The organism is Xanthomonas campestris pv. campestris str. ATCC 33913, assembly GCF_000007145.1.
Lineage (GTDB): Bacteria > Pseudomonadota > Gammaproteobacteria > Xanthomonadales > Xanthomonadaceae > Xanthomonas > Xanthomonas campestris.
The window spans coordinates 97,766-116,610 of the sequence record NC_003902.1 but is presented as its reverse complement, the minus strand read 5'-3'; the positions used below and the strand labels follow the sequence as shown (position 1 = coordinate 116,610).

Here is an 18,845-nt window from a genome sequence, read left to right as displayed (position 1 = left end):
CCCGATGACACCTACGCCCATGGGTGTCATGGCTGCACAAGCAGACATCGTTCCGGCTAGTCACTGACGGTTGGCAGATTGACTCCTTGTGAGTGCGGGGGCGTGCGGCCGCGGCTACCGCGAGCGTTAGCCGGCCACAGGCTGACTTCGGAAGTTATTCATGACGCCAGTTGATACGATCAATCTCAGGTCTTAGGTCTTAGGTCTTAGTTCTTAGGTCTTAGGTAATAGGTCATGCTTATCCCACATGAATCAGCAATGCTCTTCATCGAAGGCTACAAGAAGGTCTTGTTTCGCATCCTGGCTGATGCCGGGCTGCTGAAAACCAAGTCCACTCAACGCGACCTAGTCACTGCCAGGACTTATGCATCGCAGAATCCAGGATTGATCGGCAAGACTATAGATGCGCTGCGGACGCTAGACGAGCCACTTGCATCTTCAGTGGCCGGCGCCGTGCGAAACATTCAGATAAGGCGATGGATTTACCTTCGACAGACCAAGCGCCATGCGGTCTTCCTCGACACCGAAACTGAAAGTGCATTTGAGGTTCGAGCGTTAACCGACCCACTGAATGTGTTGGCCCACGATCCGCCAATGTTTGTAGAAACTGGCGTGTTTGCATACGAAGGCATGGTGGTTTGCGACGGGCTTCTGCTCACCCCAATTCTCATCGGGCGTAGTTATCAGGATACATTCAACGCCGACTACACGCGCTTGCGCAAGGCCGGGCACCTCTACAAAACGGCAACGCAGTTCAATCATTTATTCATGCTGGACAGCCCTGATAACGCCTGACCGGCAGCAGGCGGACTGCGAGCCCCGTCGAACAGCGCAGTACTACCCATACCGCTCGCGCTCGCCGGATCACCGTGCATATCACTTGACCATTTTCACGCCTCTACGCCACCCTCGGGGTTTGCACGTGCGCAGCGTGCGCTTCAGTGGAGAACGCCACGTGGACCGTCGTACCTTCCTCACCTTGTCCGGTATCGGTGCTGCCGGGTTGCTGCTGCCGAACACGCGCCTGATCGCGGCCGAGCAGTTGCTCAGCCCGGTGGATGCAGCGCGCAATCGGCGCCTGGCCGACACCGCGCTCACCACCGCCAAGAGCGCGGGCGCCAGCTATTGCGATGTGCGCGTGGGCCGGTATCTGCGCCAGTTCGTGATCACCCGCGAAGCGCAGGTGGAGAACGTGGTCAACGCCGAATCCAGCGGTGTGGGTGTGCGCGTGCTGGCCGATGGTGCGTGGGGTTTTGCAGCGACCAATACGCTCACCAGCGATGGCGTGGCCACCGCCACGCGGCAGGCAGTGGCGATCGCCAAGGCGAATGCGCGGCTGGGCGGTACGCCGGTGCAGCTGGCGCCGGTGACACCGGCCGGGCAGGTCAGCTGGAAGACACCGATCAAAAAGAACGCAATGGAAGTGCCGCTGCAAGACAAGGTGGCGCTGTTGATGGACGTCAACGCCGCTGCGTTGAATGCCGGCGCCACGTTCGTGGCTTCACGCATGTTTGCGATCAACGAGCAGAAGTACTTCGCCAGCAGCGATGGCTCCTATATCGACCAGGACGTGCACCGACTGTGGTTGCCGTTCACGGTGACCGCGGTGGACAAGGCCAGCGGCAAGTTCCGCACCCGCGATGGATTGTCCTCGCCGATGGGCATGGGCTACGAATACCTGGATGGCGCTGCAGGCGAGAAGCATCGCCTGCCTGGCGGGCTCATCGGCTACGGGCGCAGCTACGATGCGCGCGAAGATGCGATCGCTGCGGCCAAGCAGGCGCGCGAAAAGCTCACCGCGCCGTCGGTGAAGGCCGGCAAGTACGATCTGGTGATCGACCCGAGCAATTTGTTCCTCACCATCCACGAATCGGTGGGCCACCCGCTCGAGCTCGATCGCGTGCTGGGCTACGAGGCCAATTACGCGGGCACCAGCTTCGCCACGCTGGACAAGCGCGATGCCGGTTACCGCTGGGGCAGCGATGCGGTGACCTTCGTCGCCGACAAGACCCAGCCGGGCAGCCTGGGCGCGGTGGGCTACGACGATGAGGGCGTCAAGACCAAACAGTGGGACCTGGTGAAGGATGGCATCCTGGTCGACTACCAATGCACGCGCGACCAGGCGCATCTGCTCGGCAAGACCGCCTCCGACGGCTGCAGTTACGCCGATTCGTGGTCGAACGTGCAGTTCCAGCGCATGCCCAATGTGTCGCTGGCCCCGGGCAGGACGCCACTGGCGGTGGCGGACATGATCAAGAACGTCGAGCGTGGGTTGTACATACACGGGCGCGGTTCGTACTCGATCGATCAGCAGCGCTACAATGCGCAGTTCGGCGGTCAGCTGTTCTACGAGATCGAGAACGGCCAGGTCACGCGGCTGGTGGAAGACGGCGCGTATCAGATCCGCACGCCGGAGTTCTGGAACGCCTGCAGCGCAGTCTGCGATCAACGCGACTTCCGTTTGGGCGGCTCGTTCTTCGATGGCAAGGGCCAACCCAGCCAGGTCTCGGCGGTGTCGCATGGGTCATCCACCGCGCGCTTCGATGGCATCAACGTAATCAATACCGCGCGTTCGTTGGGCTGAGAGCTGCCAAAAAACGGCTTGTTAGGTCGCTTTGTTAGAGCTGTCCTGGTAGCAAGTAGACACACCCACAATCTCAGCAAGTCGTTGCGTCGTTTAGGTGCGATCAAAAGCTTGGTTGGTCGAGTGCGCGGTGCCCTCGCCGCTCGCGGGACACGCCGCAAGTACGTCCATGTAGACTCGGTGGCGGCATCCATGCCGCCACACGGTCCCGCAATCGGCGAGGACACCGCACCAGAAAGTGAGTCGGTTGCTTTGTTGAAAGCCTGCGTGTTACTCGGTTTGCCCTGCGACACTGATCGGACGCGCCGTTATCCGAACAACGCACGTCATGCACTGCTTGCACCACGCAAACCGACACTCTCCACTGGTCCTTGCCCGTTCACCGTCGCGGGACCTTACGCGGCGTGGATGCCGCGTAAGAGCTTACAGGGAGGTACTTGCAGCGTGTCCTGCGAGGGTGGCCGGGCAAGGGCCCTGCAGCCACGCGGCAGACGATCTCTTCATCTTTAGCCTCTCTGAGCTATAAGCAGCAGGCACTGCGCACGAGGGCGTGCGCGTCGCGCATTGCACGACCGCCAATAAGAGAATGCACGCCTTTCAGCGATCCCATCGCGTGCCGACACGATGGCGCATCAAGCGCACGCAACCAGCCCCGCTCACCACAGTTGCATGCAGGCAGCGCGTGCCGCTCGACTCATGCGAGCACAGCGATTGCCGCTACACCCCTGCCGAAAGTCATTTGACGCGGGATTCACCGTCCAGCAAGAATCGGGGTCGACACGCGTGGGCAGCGATCCGCGCGTCAAATGGATACCCGCGCACCGCGCGGGACTAGTGGGGAGTTGCCCGTGCAGCGACGTGATTTCCTGGCCCTGACCGGGCTGACCATGGGTGGGCTGATCGTGCCTGCCTACTTCGGCAAGGCCATTGCCGCCGAGCAGTTGTTGACACCCTTCGATGTGGGCCGCAAGAAGCGCCTGGCCGATGCCGGCCTCACCGCCGCGCGTCAGGGTGGTGCGAGCTATTGCGATGTGCGCATCGGCCGATATCTGCGCCAGTTCGTGATCACCCGCGAAGACAAGGTGCAGAACGTGGTCAACACCGAGTCCATCGGTGCCGGCATCCGCGTGATCGTGGCAGGCGCGTGGGGCTTTGCGGCCACCAACGATCTCACCGAGCAAGGCGTGGCCAAGGCCGCGCAGCAGGCGACCGCGATCGCCAAGGCCAATGCCAAGGTGCAGGGCACGCCGGTCCAGCTCGCTCCCACGCCCGGCGTGGGCGAAGTCAGCTGGAAGACGCCGATCAAGAAAAATGCGATGGAAGTGCCGATCAAGGACAAGGTGGACTTGCTGCTCGGCGTCAATGCCGCGGCCACCGCCGCTGGTGCCAACTTCGTCAACTCGATGCTGTTCGTGGTCAACGAACAGAAGTATTTCGCCAGCAGCGATGGCTCCTACATCGACCAGGACGTGCACCGCATCTGGGCACCAATGAGCGTGACCGCCATCGACAAGGCCAGCGGCAAGTTCCGCACCCGCGATGGGCTGTCTGCGCCGATGGGCCTGGGCTACGAGTATCTGGATGGTGCGGCCTCGGGCAAGTTCGTTTCGCCCAACGGCGTGGTGAATTACGGCTTGTCCTACGACATGAAGGAAGACGCCATCGCCGCGGCCAAGCAGGCGCAGGAAAAACTCAAGGCGCCGTCGGTGAAGCCGGGCAAATACGACCTGGTGCTGGATCCCTCGCACACCTGGCTCACCATCCACGAGTCGGTGGGCCACCCGCTGGAACTGGACCGCGTGCTCGGCTACGAGGCCAACTTCGCCGGCACCAGTTTCGCCACGCTCGACAAGCTCAAGGCCGGCTTCCAGTACGGCAGCGACAAGGTGCATATCCTGGCCGACAAGACCCGGCCCGGCAGCCTGGGCGCGGTGGGTTACGACGATGAAGGCGTCAAGACCAAGCAGTGGGATCTGATCCGCGACGGCAAGCTGGTGGACTACCAGGCCATCCGCGACCAGGCGCATATTCTCGGCAAGACCGCCTCTGATGGTTGCTGCTACGCCGACTCGTGGTCGAGCGTGCAGTTCCAGCGCATGGCCAATGTCTCGCTGGCGGCCGGCAAGACGCCACTGAGCGTCAGCGATTTGATCAAGAACGTGGAAAACGGCATCTACATCATCGGCGACGGTTCGTTCTCCATCGACCAGCAGCGCTACAACGCGCAGTTCGGCGGCCAGCTGTTTTACGAAATCAAGAACGGCGCCATCACCCGCATGCTCGAAGACGTGGCCTACCAGATCCGCACCCCGGAATTCTGGAATGCCTGCAGCGCCGTGGCCGATCAACGCGACTACCGCCTGGGCGGTTCGTTCTTCGACGGCAAGGGCCAGCCGAGCCAGTCGTCGGCGGTGTCGCATGGTTCGTCCACCGCCCGTTTCGACGGCATCAACGTCATCAACACCGCCCGCTCGCTCGGCTGACAGGAGAAAACTAGATGAGCATCCTTACCGAAGCGCAGGCCAAGGCCATCCTGGACAAGGTCATCAAACTGTCCAAGGCCGATGAGTGCACCGCACAGCTCACCGGCTCGATCGACGGCAACATCCGTTTTGCGCTCAATAACGTGTCCACCAGCGGCATCGTCGACAACACCGACCTGCAGGTGCAGGTGGCGTTCGGCAAGCGCGTGGGCGTGGCCACCATCAACGAGTTCGACGATGCCTCGCTGGAACGCGTGGTACGCCGCGCCGAAGACCTGGCACGGCTGGCACCGGAGAATCCGGAATTCATGCCGGCCGTCGACAAGCAGACCTACACCGCCAGCCCCACCTTCAGCGAATCCACCGCAGCCATCGACCCGGCGTTCCGCGCGCAGGTGGCCGCCGATTCGATCGCGCCGTGCAAAGGCAAGGGCCTGATCGCCGCCGGCTTTCTGGAAGATGGCCAGAGCTTCACCGCGTTCGCCAACAGCAAGGGCAACTTCGGGTATCAGCGCGGCGCCCGCTTCGACTACACCTGCACCGTGCGCACCGAAGACGGCCGCGGCTCGGGCTGGGTGGGGCGCAACCTGAAAGACGCCGCCGATTTCAAGGCCGAGCAGGACGTTCGTATTGCGATGCGCAAGGCCAGCGATTCGGCAGAGGCCAAGGCGCTGGAACCGGGCAAATACACGGTGATTCTCGAGCCCGCCGCGGCCGCTGGCCTGATTTCGTTCATGATGCGCTACTTCGATGCGCGCATGGCCGATGAAGGCCGCAGCTTCCTGTCCAAGAAGGGCGGCGGCAACAAGCTCGGCGAGCAGGTCTACGACCCGCGCGTGAACATCACCGCCGACCCGTGGGACCCGCGTGCGGCGGTACTGCCGTGGGATGAGGAAGGCCTGCCGCGCGAGAAGATGCCGATCGTGGAAAACGGCAAGATCGCCAACCTGCAGTATTCGCGCTTCTGGGCGCAGAAGAACGGCAAGCGTGCGATCGGCGAGCCGGGCAACCTGTTGATGGCCGGTGGCGAGAAGAACATTGCCGAGCTGGTGCGCGGCACCGAGAAGGGCATCCTGGTCACGCGCACCTGGTACATCCGCATGGTCGACCCGCAGACGGTGCTGCTCACCGGCTTGACCCGCGATGGCACGTTCTACATTGAGAACGGGCAGATCAAATACCCGGTGAAGAATTTCCGTTTCAACGAATCGCCGATCATCATGCTCAACAACATCGACGAGTTGGGCAAGCCGGTGCGCGTGGCCGGTGACGAGTCCAGCTACGTGATGATGATTCCGCCGATGCGGCTGCGTGATTTCACGTTTACCTCGTTGTCGGATGCGGTGTGAGTCGGAGCCGGGAATCGGGAGTGGGGATTCGGGAATCGAAGAGCAGAAGCCGCTCTTTGCAGACGGATACCTTGCAGGCGCGCGCGCCTGCGGCTCCCCTTCGCGGTCTCCCGGCTCCCATTTCGCGGCGCCACGTGCTCGGCCTGCTGCTCGGTAGCGTCGCCACCCTGGCGCTGCCGTTGCGCGCGCGCGCGGCGGGCAACTACGATTTCTGGTTTACACGTTTGCGCTACGACTCCGGTGACTGGGACGTGGATGCGCGCATGCCGTCCAACCTGATCACCTCGCTGATCGATTACACGCAGCTGCGTGTGGACCCGCAGGAACATGTGATCGCCTTGTCCGATCCGCGCATGTTGCAGGCGCCGTTCTGTTACCTGGCCGGGCACAAGTTGGTGGAGTTCAATCCGGCCGAGCGGCGCAATTTCGAACGCTATGTGCGCAATGGCGGGTTCGTGTTTGTGGACGACTGCAATCACGATATCGATGGTTTGTTCGCCACCTCGTTCGAAGCGCAGATGGCCTCGATCTTCGGCAAGAGTGCGCTGCAGAAACTGCCAAAGAACCACCGGCTGTACAACGCGTTCTTCACGTTTCCGGACGGCCCGCCGGCCACGAGCTTCGAGCTCAATGGCTGGGGCGACGACCTGGTGCACGACTACCTCAAGGGCATCGCCATCGACGGCCGGCTCGGGGTGCTCTACAGCAACAAGGACTATGGCTGCGAATGGGATTACGACTGGCGCAACAAACGCTTCCTGGCCGAAGACAACACCAAGTTTGCAGTGAACATCGTCATGTATGCATTGACCAATTGATAGAGCCAGGTGGGCGCGCGTTCGGGTGTATCGGTAAGGCATCGCGCACGAGTGCGCTCCTACCAAGTCAGAGAGGACATTGCAGAACCGAGTTGGAGATGCATAGCTTGATAAAGGCGATGAGCAGCCACCATCCCCGCAGGAGCGCTTGCGCGCGATGCGGCGTTACCGGTCACCCATCGCGCCCAAGCACGCTCCTGCATCGCCACATCCACACGCATCGCACCCTCGCCCTTGCAATGACACGCACCACGCTACGCACACCGCCCACGACGAGACTTCCCGCATGAGCTCCCCCAATGACGACCTCCTCACCGCACAGCTCTCCAAACTCGGCGCGCTGCGTGCAGCGTTGGCGCAGGCGGTGGTGGGCCAGCAGGCGGTGGTCGAACAACTGCTGATCGGCCTGCTGGCCGGCGGCCACTGCCTGCTCGAAGGCGCGCCCGGGTTGGGCAAGACGCTGCTGGTGCGCTCGTTGGGCCAGGCGTTGGAGCTGCAGTTCCGGCGTGTGCAGTTCACTCCGGACCTGATGCCCAGCGACATCCTGGGCACCGAGCTGCTGGAAGAAGATCACGGCACCGGACACCGGCATTTCCGCTTCCAGCAAGGCCCCATCTTCACCAACCTGCTGCTGGCCGACGAACTCAATCGCACCCCGCCCAAGACCCAGGCCGCGCTGCTGGAAGCGATGAGCGAGCGCACCGTCAGCTACGCCGGCACCACCTATGCATTGCCGGCGCCATTCTTCGTGCTGGCCACGCAGAATCCGATCGAACAGGCTGGCACCTATCCACTGCCGGAAGCGCAGCTGGACCGTTTTCTGCTGCATGTGCGCGTGGATTACCCCAGCGAGCAGGAAGAGCGCGACATCCTCACCCAGACCACCGGCACTGCCAGCGCGCAGGTGCCCAAGGTGATGGATGCGGCCAGCGTGCAGGCGCTGCAGCAGCATGTCCGCGAGGTGCACGTGGGCGCGGATCTGCTGACCTGGATCAACCGCCTGGTGCGCGCAAGCCGGCCCGGTCCGCAGGCCAGCGAGGAGGTGCGCCAGTGGATCAAGTGGGGCGCCGGCCCGCGCGCGGGACAGTCGCTGGTGCTCGCGTCCAAGGCGCGTGCGTTGCTGCACGGCCGCCTGGCGGCCAAGCGCGAGGACGTTACCGCACTGGCCGCGCCGGTGATGCGTCACCGCCTGCTGCTGTCGTTCGCCGCCGAGGCCGAACAACGCAGCGCCGACGATGTCATCGCCGCGCTGCTGCGCGCCGTGCCGTACCCCGCGTAAGGCATCCACACGCGTGAGCATCGACGTGCCGGCCCTGATTCCCGCCGCGCTGCGCAGCCGCCTGCGTGGCCTGCAGTTGCACGCGCGCAACGCGCAGGGCCAGCAGGGCATCGGCCAGCACGCCAGCCGCAGCCGCGGTGCCGGGCTGGAATTTGCCCAGTACCGCGCCTACGAACCCGGCGACGCGCTGCGCCAGATCGACTGGAAACTCTACGCACGCTCGGACCGTTTCTTTGTGCGCGAAGCCGAGCGCGAGAGCCCGCTCACGCTCTGGCTGTTGCTCGACGCCACCGCCTCCGCCGGCCAGGCCGATCAGGCGCGCCCGGGCAGCACGCGCCTGCAGGCGATGGCCACACTGGCCGCCTGCGCGGCCGAAGTGGCGCTGCGCCAGGGCGACCAGGTCGGCCTGTTTGCGGTGCATGGCGGCGGGCTGGTGGCGGTGCCGGCCGGCGGCGGGCCGCGTCAACGCGACCGGCTGTGGCTGGCCTTGCACGGGCTGCGGGCCGGCGGCGCCTGGCCGGGCATGGACGCGCTGCGCCCGCTGTGGGAACGCATCGCCGCGCATGCGCTGGTGCTGTCGATCGGCGATGGCTTCGACGATGCCTTGCTGGAGGCACTGGAAAAACTCGCCGCCGCACGCCGCGACGTGCTGCAGCTGCAGGTGCTGACCTGCGACGAGCGCGACTTCCCCTTCGACGGCGGGCACCGCTTCCGCGACCCGGAGACCGGCGAGGAACTGCTGGGCGATGGCGCGGCCATGCGCGCGGACTACCTGCAGCGCTTCGATCAGGCACAGCGCGCGCGGCAGGCGCGCTGGCACGCCGCCGGCATTGCACACGCCGTGCATTACCTGGATGCGCCGCCGGACATGGCCCTGCGGCAGCTGTTCGCGCGCGAGGCGCGGCGATGAGGCACGGCTGCGTTCTCGCCAGTGCAATGCGGCGGCGTGGTGCGGCATGCGTCAACGCTGCCGGTGCGCATGACATGCATGACGTCCGCACGCCATCGGCGCGCATGCAGGCATCGCCGCATCCATCCGCACGCACGGCAGCGGCGCGATGATGCTGTTGCTCTTTCCCGCCGGCCTGGCCGCCCTCGCCGCCCTGGTGCTGCCGTTGCTGATCCATCTGGCGCGGCGCAGCGAGCACCGCCCCACCGACTTCGCTGCGCTGCGTTGGTTGCGTGCCCTGCCGCGCCCGCGTCACCGCGTGCGTTTCGACGAATGGCCGCTGCTGCTGGTGCGCCTGGTGTTGCTGGCGGCGCTGGCCGTGCTGTTGGCCGAGCCGGCGCTGCGTGACCACGACGATGCACGCCCGCGCATTGCGGTGAGCCCGGGGGTGGATCTGGCCACCGTGCGCCTGCGCGCGCGCGCAGCCGATGCGCAGTGGGTGTGGCTGGCGCCTGGCTTCCCGCCGATCGATGCGCAGACGCCCGCGCCTGCGGTGCGGGCCGGCAGCACGGCCACGGCCACCAGCCTGCTGCGCGAGCTCGACGCCAGCCTGCCCGCCGCCAGCACGCTTGGCGTGATCGTGCCGGCGCAGTGGGGCCGGCTGGATGCGCAGCGCCTGCAGCTGGGTCGCCATGTGGAGTGGCAGGTGGCGCCCGGGCGCTCGCCCGTGCCGGCGGACACGCCCCCCGCACCACTGCGCCTGCAGGTGATTGCCGATGCCGCCGCCGCACCGGCACTGCGCTATCTGCGCGCGGTGCATGCCGCCTGGGCCACCCCCGGGGCGTTGCCGGTCAGCACGCCGGAGACGGCGGTGCCCAGCCGCTGGGCACCGGGCACGCTGGTGGTGTGGTTGCCGCAGCGCGCGCCGCCGGCGTCGGTCATTGCCTGGGCTGCGGCTGGCGGCCAGCTGCTGCTCGCTGCCGGCACGCCGTTGCCGTCCTCGCTCAGCGCGCCGCTGCAGCCGCTGTTGCGTGATGCCCAGGGCGCCCGCGTACTGGACGCCGCCGCGCTCGGGCGCGGCCAGGTGCTGCGCTGGGCCGCACCGCTGCAACCACAGCCGCTGCCGGTGCTGCTGGACGCCGACTTCCCCACCCGCCTGCAGGAGGCCCTGCAACCGCGTCCCACCCCGCAGCGCGCGGTGGCGCAGGCCGTGCGCCCCCTGCGTGGCCCGGCCATCCGCCTGAGCATCGACCCACAGCCGCTGGCGCCGTGGCTGATCGGCCTGGTGCTGCTGCTGTTCGGTATCGAACGCTGGCTGGCCACCGGCCCGCGCCGGGGGAGGGCGGCATGAGCACGCCCGCACTGCAACGCGCTTGGCAGGCGGCACGGAGGCGGCGCGCGGCAGCGGTGCTGCTGTTCTGGTTGCCGTTGGCGCTGCTGCCGGCGCTGCTGAGCTGGCGGCTGGGCGCCGGCACAGCTGCTTGGCTGGTGCTGCTGGCGAGCGTGGCCGCGCTGGCCGTGGCGGCCTGGCAAGCCGCGCGGCGGCTGGACCAGGCCTGGCTGATCCGCCGCCTGAACCAGGCGCCGGACCTGGACGACAGCAGCGACCTGCTATTCGCCACGCCCGCCGCGCTGGGCCCCTTGCAGACCTTGCAACGCCAGCGCCTGGAGCAGCGCCTGCACGCCCGCCCGCGCGACCTGCGCCCGGCCTGGCCCTGGCATTGGTGGCCGTGGGCCCTGCTCGGCGTGCTGGCCGGCGTCGCGGTGCTGGTGTGGCCACAGCCCAGCGCGCCCGCCGCGCCCACCACCGACCCAGTCGCCACCGCGCGCGCCGCAGCCGGCAAACCCGCCCTGCGCCAGGCCCGGCTGCGCAGCACGCCGCCGGCCTACACCGGGTTGCCGCCGGCCGAGCTGCCGGAGCTGGATGGCCGCGTCCCGGCCGGCACCCGGCTGCAATGGCAGCTGCAGGTGCAGCCGGCGCCGCGCACGGTGGCGCTGCGGCTCAACGACGGCCGCGTGCTCCCGCTGACCCGGCAGCCAGACGGCGACCACTGGCACGGCCAGCTGCTGGCCGAGCGCCCCACGCTGTACCGCATCCTCATCGACGGCCAGCCGGCCGACCGCCGCCTGCACCGGCTCGACGTGGTACCCGACCGCCCACCGCAGGTGCGCGTGCTGGCGCCCGAACAGAGCCTGGTGCTGTGGACGCCGGCCAATGGTGCCTGGACGCTGCGCTTCGAGGCCAGCGACGACTACGCCGTGGCTGCCGGCGCCGAGTTGCGCCTGACCCTGGCGCAGGGCAGCGGCGAGAACATCACCTTCCGCACCGAGCGCCGCCCGCTCACCGGCAGCGGCCCGGCCACCCGGCGCAGCTTCGTGGCCACGCTGCAGCCGCAGGCGCTGGGCATGGCCGCCGGCGATGACCTGATCGCCCAGTTGGTGGTGCGCGACACCCGCCAACCCGCCCCGCAGGAAGGCCGCAGCGCCAGCGTGATCCTGCGCTGGCCGCCGCCCCAGCAGACCCAGGCCGCCGGGCTGGAGGCCAGCGTCAAGCAGACCTTGCCCGCGTATTTCCGCAGCCAGCGCCAGATCATCATCGACGCCGAGGCGCTGCTGAAAGACAAACCCCGCCTGGATGCGGCCACCTACCTCAAGCGTTCAGACGCCATCGGCGTGGACCAGCGCCTGCTGCGGCTGCGCTACGGCCAGTTCCTGGGCGAAGAGAGCGAAGGCGCGCCCAAGGGGCCACCCACTGCCGATGAGCCGCCCACCAGCGACGCGCCAGCCGACGACCTGCCTACGGCCGACATGCCCACCGCCGATGCACCGGCACCGCCCGTCGAGCACGCACATGCCGAGCACACAGCCAAGGCCACCGCTGAGGCTCACGATGATCACGACCATCCACCCGGCGCAGCCGCGCTGGACCCACACGATCATGACCACGACGACGCGCAGCCGGCGCGCGGCGGGTTTGGTCAGGAACAGGACGTGCTGACCGAGTTCGGCCACACCCACGACCACGCCGAAGCAGCCACCCTGCTGGACCCGCAGACCCGCGCCCTGCTGCGCGCCGCGCTGGACCAGATGTGGCAATCCGAAGGCGAGCTGCGCCAGGGCCACCCCGAGCGCGCGCTGCCGTACGCCAACAAGGCATTGGGTTTCATCAAGCAGGTGCAGCAGGCCGAGCGCATCTACCTGGCGCGGGTGGGCCCGGAGCTGCCGCCGATCGACCCGAGCCGGCGCATGACCGGCAAGCGCGATGGCCTGGGCGACCGCCCCGCCGCGCTCGACACCCGCCCGCCAACGGACCCCACCGCGTTGGCACTGTGGAGCGCCTTGGACGAAGACGGCGCGGTGCCCGACGCGCTGCTCGACCGTTACGCGCGCTGGCTGCAGACCGCACAGGACCAGTTGCCCGACCCGCTCAGCCTGGCCGCCGCGGTGGAGACCCTGCGCAGCGAACCGGCCTGCCGCGCGTGCCGGGCGCAGCTGCGCGCCCTGGTGTGGCGCACGGTCACCGCGCCGCCGGCCCAGGTGCACCGCCGCCCGGCCGCGGACGCGCGCGGCCAGCGGTACCTGGATGCCCTGCGCGAGGCGCCACAGCCATGACCGCTGCCGTGCCGCCGATGATTGCCGCATCCCGTTCCCGCAGGTCCTGGTTCTGCCGAGCACACGGCAGCATTCCGCCGCGCGGGTTGCACCGCTCGTGGCGTCCGCCAGCATCGGTGCTTCGTGATGCGGCTCAGAGGGGGCAGTCATGAACGTCGCCCTGCCCTGGATCGTCGGCGCGGCCTTGCTGCTGGTCGTGGTGCTGGGCTGGCTGCGGTTGCTGCGCGCGCACGCACGCCACCCGCTGCCGCGCGGCAGGCTATGGCTGTTGCTTGCGGCCCAACCCGTGCTGGCTGCCCTGCTCTACCCGGTGCTGTTGCCGCCGCCGCGTCTGCAGGACGGCGGCCCGCTGCACGTGGCCACCGCCGGCACCCAAGCGGCGCAGTTGGGCCAGGCCACGCAGTGGGTGGCGTTGCCGGAAGCCCCGCGCTTGCCGGGTGTCGCCCGCATGCCGGACCTGGCCACCGCGCTGCGCCGCGCGCTCGGCACCACCGTCGTGATCGTGCATGGCGACGGCCTGCCCGCGCGCGACCGCGACGCCCTGCGTGTGCCGGTGCGGGTGCAGCCGAGCCCGGCACCGGCCGGCCTGGTCGCCGCCTGGGCACCGCCGTCGGTGGCGCCCGGTGAAGCGCTGACCATCGCCGCGCAGGTGCAGGGCCTGCCGGGTGCGCAAGTCGAACTGCTCGACCCGGCCGGTCAACGCGTCGACCGCGCCCCGCCGGATGCGCGCGGCCAGGTGCACCTGCGCGGCCTGGCGCGCGCGCCCGGGCAGGTGCTGTTCGGCCTGCGCCTGCGCGATGCAGCCGGCGCCGAGCGCGGGCATCTGGCGGTGCCTGTGCAGGTGGTCCCGGTGCCGCCGGTCCGGCTGCTGTTGCTGGCCGGCGCCCCGCAGCCGGAGGTCAAATACCTGCGCCGCTGGGCCAGCGATGCCGGCCTGACCGTACGTAGCCAGGTGACCGTGAGCGCCGGCCTGCAGCTGGGCGATACGGCCAGCCTGGACGCCGCCAGCCTGGACCAGCTGGATGTGCTGGTGCTCGACACCCGCCGCCTGCTGGGCTTGAGCGCAGCACAACGCCAGCTGCTGGGCGCCGCCATCGCACGCGGCCTGGGCGTGCTGGTGCGGGTGACCGGCCCGGTGGATGCGGCCACCCGCAGCGCGCTCGCCGCGCTCGGCCTGCCGGTGAGCGGCGGCGACACCAGCACCGCGGTTGCCGTGGCAGCGGCGCCGGCCGACACCGGCATCGACACCGGCAGCACAACCACCGACACCGCCGTGCCGCCCCTGCAACGCCGCACGCTGCAGCCACAGGTGCAAGACGCCATCGTCGCCGCACGCGCCAACGATGGCACCGCGCTGGGCTGGTGGCGCAGCGCCGGCCGCGGACGCATCGGCGTGAGCGTGGTCGACGACAGCTACGCGCTGGTACTGGCGGGCCGCAGCGACCTGCATGCACAGCTGTGGGCGCAACTGCTCGGCGCGGTGGCACGCCCAGGCGCCGCACTTCCCGCACCAGTGCAGGACGGCTGGGTGCAGCAACGCATGACCTTGTGCGATGTCGGCGCAGACGCCCACGTGATAGCGCCCGATGGCAGCCGCCACCCGCTGCTGCCCGAACGCAGCGGCAGCGCGCCGCCCTGCGCCGGCTACTGGCCGGCCGCCACCGGCTGGCATCGCCTGCAGACCGGCACCACCCAACGCTGGCTGTTTGTGCGCGCGCCCACCGACGCGCCCGCGCTGTATCGCCAACAGCTGCGCGAGGCCACCGCCGCACTGGCGGCCAGCGGCTCCAGCCGCGCGAGCGCTGCCACACCAACAGCGCACCCCGGCGCACGCTGGCCATGGCTGCTCGCCTGGCTCACCGTGGCTGCGGGGTTGTGGTGGTTGGAACGGCGGCGCACCTGACAGGACAGTGCCGCGTTGCCAACGGCGCGAACGATTTCCTTCCAACGCAAAAGCGCGGCGTCATCGTCACCGAAGGATCAAGCGCGCTGCCACACCCGGCAGCGGTTGTTCGCCGGCATGTCCACATCGTCCACCAGCTGCAAACCCACCTGCGCGGCCAGTGCATCCACCTCCGCGGCATCGCGGATACCCGATGCCGCATCGCGCGCTCTCAACATCGCATCGAAGTCGCGATTGCTGTCGCTGGTGAATTCACCATCGCGGTTGAACGGCCCATAGATCACCAGTACCGCCTGCGGCGCCATCACCGCAGGCAAGCCGGCAAACAACGCCTGCACCTGTGGCCACCCCATGATGTGCAAGGTGTTGGCGCTGTAGATGGCGTCATACCCGGCCGGCGTGCCTGCCTGCACCGGCGGCAATGGTGGCGCCGGTGCCAGACCCGGCGCGGGCGTCAACACCGCCTGCAGTGCAACCGGCGGCGGCGTATTGGGCAACGCGGCTTCGTCCAGCCACTGCCGCATCCCCGGCAGATGGTCCGGGTGGTCGCTGGCCTGCCAGCGCAGCCACGGCATCGCTGCAGCGAAGTGCACCGCATGCTGCCCGGTGCCCGCACCGATCTCCAGCACGTGCTGCCGGTCAGCGAAGTACCGCTGCAGCACGCTCAGAATCGGATCGCGGTTGCGTGCGGAGGCGGGGGCAAAGGGTTTGGTCATGGAGACTTCCAAAGAGGGCGAATCGCCGAGTGCGCGTGGTGATGATGGAGCAAGCGCGAAGCAGCGGCATTGCTCTACACGGCGCCGGGCACTATGCCTGAGCAGATGCGTCAGCGCGGGGCGCCCGGTCCGATGTGTCTTACGAACGTGGTGCAGGCTGCTGCTACGCATGCGGTATGCACATGCCACCGTGTGATCAGCGTGGCGCAGGCAACGCGTCATACGCGCGGCGCACGGCCTCGGCGCCGAAGCGGCGTTCCAGCCGGCGCACGATGAAGTGCCCGCGTGCCATCGCCTGAAAGTGGCGCATGAACAAGGTGTTGAGCGTGGCGCCGCTCACCGCGCCCACCAGCGGTACGGCCTGCACGGCGAGTTTTTCGCCCACGTTGACCGAGAACTTGGCGGCGATGCGCGAGACCAGCGACACCAATGCCGGCGCGCCCTTGCTGGCGAAGCCGTGCGCGGCCACGTAGTGCGCGGCGGCGCTGAGCTGCTGCGCCATCGCAGTGCGCACCGCGAAGTAGCCCGATTCGGCGCCGTCGTCGCTGACGCTGCGGCCGCCGTGCGCCAGCACTTCCAGACAGGCCAGCGCGGTCTCCGGGTCGTGCAGGGACTCGCCTTCCGAGCGCGCAATGTCGGCGATGGAGCGCAGCATCACCGTGGTGGTCACCGGCAGTTCCACCATCAGCCCAGGCAGGCCGAAGAATCCGCCAGCGCCGCCGGCCACAGCCACCGCCAGGGTGTGCCGCGCGGTGGCGGCCGGCGCGTGCGCCACGGTCTTGCCGCGTAGGCTCAGCAGCGCGGATTTCATCGCCACCTGCAGCGCGCGGCGGGTGACGCCATCGATGCTGCGCGTCACCACCTTGGGCAGCCGCTTGGCCACCAGGCTTTCGATGGGCGCGCCGAGTGTATTGGCGATCTGTGCGGCCACACCGGGGTTTTCCAGCAGCGCATGCGCTGTGGCCAGATCGTGCTGCGCTGCGGCATCCATTACCGGGATCGGGAGCGTCGTCATGGCGGTCGTCATCGTCTTGGGGCCTGTGGCGATGGTACTCAGCCGCATGTGAGCGGCGCACAAGCGGGCGCAACCTTCGCGGCGAAAACTGCATGTTGCGCGCAAGATGCGCGATCATCGGCCTCCGCGCAGGCAACACCGTGACCGATGAACCGCGAGATCCGCCATCGCTTCGTCATTGCCGCCGCCCCGGAGGTGGTCTCCGCCGCGTTGTCCGAGCCCGCCCAGCTGGCGCGCTGGTGGACGCGCGAGGTGCGGCAAGTGGGCGAGCGCGTGTGCCTGGACTGGAGCGGCCACGGCTGGCAGGTGGAGCTGCGCATTGATGGCGGTGCCGACCACCGGCAGGTGTGCTGGCGCTGCGAGCGCTCCAACATGCTCGACACCACCGCGTGGGAGGGCACGGTGATGCGCTTCGATCTGCTGTCCACCAGCGATGGCACGCGGCTGGACTTCGTGCAGTCCGGTTACCGCGACTCGCCGTGCTTCGAGGTCTGTGCGCAGGGCTGGCAGTTCTTCCTGGGCAGCAGCCTCAAACGCTACGTGGAAACCGGGCAGGGCATGCCCTACCCGGACATGCCCGACACCCGCGACCCGGCCTTGCGCTGAGCGCACCGCCCGGCCTTACGCCGGGCGCGGCTGACCGATCGACGGCGTGCCGCTCAACGGCAACTGCGCATCCACTGTGACCGGGCTGTCGCCCTGCAGCAGCGCGCGCGCTTCGGCGTCGCTGGCCACTGCCGGCGGCGAGCCACGCAGCGGCAGCCCGGCGGTTTCGCGCACGAACAGCATCGTCACCAGGCCGATCGCCGCCGCGCCCATCAGGTAATACGCCGGCACCAATGGGTCGCCGGTGCGCTCCACCAGCCACGCGGTGACCAACGGCGTGGTGCCACCAAACAACGACACTGAGACGTTGAAGGCGATCGACAGCGCGCTGTAGCGCACCGGGGTGTAGAACAGCGCCGGCAGTGTCGAAGGCATCGAGCTGGTGAAACACACCAGCGCCAGGCCAAGCAGCATCAACCCGGTGAAGATCAGCACGTCCGAGCCGCTGCCGATCAGCAACAGGCACGGGATGGCCAGTGCGAATAACGCCGCGCACGCGCCGATGATCATCGGGCGCCGGCCCAGCTTGTCGCTGAACATGCCACCGACCACGTTGAGCGGCATCATCACCAGCATCACCAGGATGATCAGCAGCAAGCCCTTGCTCTCGGCGTAGCCCATGGTGACGCTGAGATAGCTGGGCATGTAGGTCAGCAGCATGTAGTCGGTGACGTTGAACACCAGCACCAGGCCCACGCATTTGAGCAGCTGCGGCCAGTGCAGGCGCAGCAGGGTCATCAGGCCCTGGCCTGCGGTTTCGCGTTCGCGCTGTTCGGATTGTTCGGTATAGGCGCGAAACGCCGGGGTTTCTTCCAGCTTCATGCGCATGTACAGGCCGAGCAACCCCAGCGGCCCGGCCACCAGGAATGGCACCCGCCAGCCCCAGTCCAGCATCTGCGCCTGGCTCAGCGCCATGTGCAGCGCGGTAACGGTGGCCGCACCGGCGATATAGCCGCCCAACGTGCCAAATTCCAGCCAACTGCCCATCAAGCCGCGATTGCGGTCGGTGGCGTATTCGGCAATGAAGGTCGCCGCGCCGCCGTATTCGCCGCCGGTGGAAAACCCTTGCAGCAACCGCGCCAGCAACAACAGCGCCGGCGCCCACAGGCCGATCTGCGCGTAGGAGGGAATCAGGCCGATGCTGAAGGTGCCCAGCGCCATCAGGATCATGGTGGCCGCCAGCACCTTTTGCCGGCCATAGCGATCACCAAGCGGGCCGAATACCATGCCGCCGATCGGCCGCACCAAAAACGCCACGGTGAAGGTCGCAAAGGTGGCGATCAACTGCGCGGTGGGACTGCTGGACGGAAAGAACACCTGGCCCAGCGTCACTGCCAGATAGCCATAGACGCCGAAGTCGAACCATTCCATTGCATTGCCCAGCGCGGCCGCGCCCACGGCCTTGCGCAGCATGCCGCGGTCCACCACGGTGACCTCGTCGAGTTGCAATTGGCGGCGGCGTTTGAACCAACCGAAATGCGAGCGGATCGCGCGCGTGTCGTGCATATGCGGAAGTCTCCTGGTGCGGCCATCGCTGCCTGCTCGCCCTGGCACTACGCTAGGCACGGCACATCACGCGCTGCACGGCTAA

General features: G+C 67.8%; 14 protein-coding genes. 11 read left to right on the top strand and 3 right to left on the bottom strand.

From position 1 onward, the window contains the following. Positions 1–258 precede the first annotated feature (258 nt). The 10 genes from XCC_RS00500 to XCC_RS00455 all read left to right on the top strand — a co-directional run bounded on the left by XCC_RS00500 (position 259) and on the right by XCC_RS00455 (position 14,917). Positions 259–795, top strand: a complete 537-nt coding sequence (locus XCC_RS00500; protein WP_016944727.1) for a hypothetical protein — start codon at positions 259–261, stop codon at positions 793–795. 160 nt (positions 796–955) lie between these two features. After that, positions 956–2,584, top strand: a complete 1,629-nt coding sequence (locus tag XCC_RS00495) for a TldD/PmbA family protein (RefSeq protein ID WP_029217041.1) — start codon at positions 956–958, stop codon at positions 2,582–2,584. Between the two features lie 848 nt (positions 2,585–3,432). Beyond that, positions 3,433–5,067: a TldD/PmbA family protein gene (locus XCC_RS00490; RefSeq protein ID WP_016944725.1), complete on the top strand. Its 1,635-nt coding sequence runs from the start codon at positions 3,433–3,435 to the stop codon at positions 5,065–5,067. 14 nt (positions 5,068–5,081) lie between these two features. Next, positions 5,082–6,416, top strand: coding sequence for a TldD/PmbA family protein (locus XCC_RS00485; protein ID WP_011035351.1), 1,335 nt, complete (start codon positions 5,082–5,084; stop codon positions 6,414–6,416). Further along, positions 6,413–7,234 (top strand): DUF4159 domain-containing protein, encoded by an 822-nt coding sequence (locus tag XCC_RS00480; protein WP_011035350.1) that lies wholly within the window; start codon positions 6,413–6,415, stop codon positions 7,232–7,234. Before XCC_RS00485 ends, XCC_RS00480 begins: the two co-directional genes overlap by 4 nt. A 286-nt stretch (positions 7,235–7,520) precedes the next feature. Continuing rightward, on the top strand, positions 7,521–8,513 hold the full coding sequence (locus XCC_RS00475; protein ID WP_011035349.1) for an AAA family ATPase: 993 nt from the start codon (positions 7,521–7,523) through the stop codon (positions 8,511–8,513). A gap of 13 nt (positions 8,514–8,526) precedes the next feature. Further along, the gene (locus XCC_RS00470; RefSeq protein ID WP_011035348.1) at positions 8,527–9,423 is read left to right on the top strand and encodes a DUF58 domain-containing protein; all 897 of its coding nucleotides are present in this window, start codon (positions 8,527–8,529) and stop codon (positions 9,421–9,423) included. Between the two features lie 148 nt (positions 9,424–9,571). Next, positions 9,572–10,753 carry a BatA domain-containing protein gene (locus tag XCC_RS00465; protein ID WP_011035347.1) on the top strand — a complete coding sequence of 394 codons (1,182 nt, stop codon included), beginning with the start codon at positions 9,572–9,574 and terminating at the stop codon, positions 10,751–10,753. Next, positions 10,750–13,014 carry a membrane protein gene (locus XCC_RS00460; protein ID WP_043877679.1) on the top strand — a complete coding sequence of 755 codons (2,265 nt, stop codon included), beginning with the start codon at positions 10,750–10,752 and terminating at the stop codon, positions 13,012–13,014. The genes XCC_RS00465 and XCC_RS00460 overlap by 4 nt, the downstream gene beginning before the upstream one ends. Positions 13,015–13,162: 148 nt before the next feature. Beyond that, entirely contained in the window at positions 13,163–14,917 is a 1,755-nt protein-coding gene (locus XCC_RS00455; protein WP_011035345.1) for a hypothetical protein, read from the top strand. Between the two features lie 77 nt (positions 14,918–14,994). Here the strand turns inward: XCC_RS00455 and XCC_RS00450 are convergent, their stop codons facing one another. Next, entirely contained in the window at positions 14,995–15,633 is a 639-nt protein-coding gene (locus tag XCC_RS00450; RefSeq protein ID WP_011035344.1) for a class I SAM-dependent methyltransferase, read from the bottom strand. Between the two features lie 196 nt (positions 15,634–15,829). Next, complete coding sequence (locus XCC_RS00445) at positions 15,830–16,648, bottom strand: EcsC family protein (protein WP_162274428.1); 819 nt, start codon at positions 16,646–16,648, stop codon at positions 15,830–15,832. 147 nt (positions 16,649–16,795) lie between these two features. Here XCC_RS00445 and XCC_RS00440 point away from each other — a divergent pair, with 147 nt between their 5' ends. Then, positions 16,796–17,254: an SRPBCC family protein gene (locus tag XCC_RS00440; protein ID WP_012436914.1), complete on the top strand. Its 459-nt coding sequence runs from the start codon at positions 16,796–16,798 to the stop codon at positions 17,252–17,254. 15 nt (positions 17,255–17,269) lie between these two features. On the opposite strand, the gene proP is transcribed toward XCC_RS00440, so the two are convergent. Beyond that, positions 17,270–18,760 (bottom strand): glycine betaine/L-proline transporter ProP, encoded by a 1,491-nt coding sequence (proP, locus tag XCC_RS00435; RefSeq protein ID WP_011035341.1) that lies wholly within the window; start codon positions 18,758–18,760, stop codon positions 17,270–17,272. Between the last annotated feature and the right edge of the window lie 85 nt (positions 18,761–18,845).